Source organism: Clostridium sp. CAG:265, from assembly GCF_000436575.1.
GTDB lineage: Bacteria > Bacillota > Clostridia > Clostridiales > Clostridiaceae > Clostridium > Clostridium lentum.
On the sequence record NZ_FR886637.1, the window covers coordinates 1 to 1,550 of the forward strand.

Below are 1,550 nucleotides of genomic sequence, written 5' to 3' on the forward strand. Positions count from 1 at the left end.
TACTGGATTTACTACAAAAGAAAATCAAAATAAAGAAAATGGGTTTGGATTATCAATTACTAAGGAAATTGTAGAGAAAAATAATGGTAGCATAAGTGTAAAAAGTAATGATTCGTTTACAGAATTTAAAATAAAGTTTTCTAAAAAATCAAATAAATTAGCGATTATATAAGTATGATAAAAGGGGGATGTAAAATACCTCTTTTATTATGCTTATATATTTAAGGGAGATTAAATGGATATTTATAGTGTTTTTTACTTTTTTATAAAAATATAATAAAATATATGGAATTTTTTCGAAATATATGATATACTTACTAAGTATATATAATAAATGAGTCGATATGGTTTATTATGGTAAAAAAGATAACGAAATTAATTGTAAATGATTTATCCAAATATGCAAATTACAATACTGATCAGAAAGAACAAATAGAGTATAGTTTAGCTATAATTATCTATGAGTTAATAAAATTTATTTTTCTATTGTTAAGTTTATATTTTTTAGGATTTTTCAAAGAAGGATTAGTAGTATTAATTTCAATGATAATATCCAAGCCTTTTATAGGAGGATATCATGAAGATAGTCAAATAAAATGTTTTTTTGCAACATTTCTAATAGTATTTAGTTTAATTTTATTAGAGAGAAATATGGAATTAAATATTATGGCTATTTTAATATTAAATTTATTTAGTATATTTTGTGTATATCATAAAGCTCCTATAATTAATGATAAAATGCCATTAACTAAAGAAAAGCTTATAAAGAGAAATAGAATAATAGGTTTAATAAGTGTATCATTATTAGGATTGATATCAATTGTTATTTGTAATAGTACAAAATATGGAGAGCTTATATGCTTAACCAATGTTGTACAAACTATGTTAATGTTCAATAAACGTAAATGAAAGAGGTGGAGTTAGAATGAAAAAAATGTTAGCAGGTTGTTTATTATGCCTTTCAGCAGTGTTTGTAAATTTAGGAACAGCATCTGCATTAATGGTAGGGGCAGAAGAAATGCCAGAATCAATGAAAAAATTAAGATAATTAGGAGAAAAAGTGATTATCAATATATCAGACTCATTTAACAGTATGCTACAAAGTATTATGTTTATTTATGTTTCAAATTACTGTAGTAAAACTAAAAGAAGCATACTAAGTATTGTAACTTGGATAGTAATTTTGTGGGGAGTAATACAGGGAATTACACTAATTGTAGGTAATTCAAGTTTAGGAACCATATTTATACATTTAATAATATTAATTTCAGGAGCAATAATATTTAAAGAAGACCCTTTAGATGCTATGATAGGATTTAGTATAGTTTATTTTGCAGTTGGAATAATTATGATGGTAACTTCCAATATTTATTTGGGATGTATAGTAAGTATGTTACCAGTACAGTATTTACAATTAGGAATGTTTATAGCTATATATTTACCACAATACATATTATTTGCTATAATATTATGCAATATGAATTTTATAAATTCTATTTATAAAGTTCTTAAAAGTAAAAGTATATCAATAATATCATTAATTATAGTTA

The 1,550-nt window shown here is 23.2% G+C and carries 3 protein-coding genes and 1 pseudogene; all 4 read left to right on the forward strand.

What is annotated here, in order from left to right; translation table 11 throughout:
• Nucleotides 1–172, forward strand: a 172-nt coding sequence (locus tag Q5O29_RS09675) for a GHKL domain-containing protein (RefSeq protein WP_302632082.1), incomplete at its 5' end; no start/stop codon positions are given.
• A gap of 182 nt (nt 173–354) precedes the next feature.
• Nucleotides 355–909 (forward strand): accessory gene regulator ArgB-like protein, encoded by a 555-nt coding sequence (locus Q5O29_RS09680; RefSeq protein WP_022212746.1) that lies wholly within the window; start codon nt 355–357, stop codon nt 907–909.
• A 16-nt stretch (nt 910–925) separates the two neighbouring features.
• The gene (locus Q5O29_RS09685; RefSeq protein ID WP_022212747.1) at nt 926–1,048 is read left to right on the forward strand and encodes a hypothetical protein; all 123 of its coding nucleotides are present in this window, start codon (nt 926–928) and stop codon (nt 1,046–1,048) included.
• Nucleotides 1,049–1,060: 12 nt separating this feature from the next.
• Nucleotides 1,061–1,550: pseudogene (locus tag Q5O29_RS09690) on the forward strand (hypothetical protein); the annotation flags it as partial.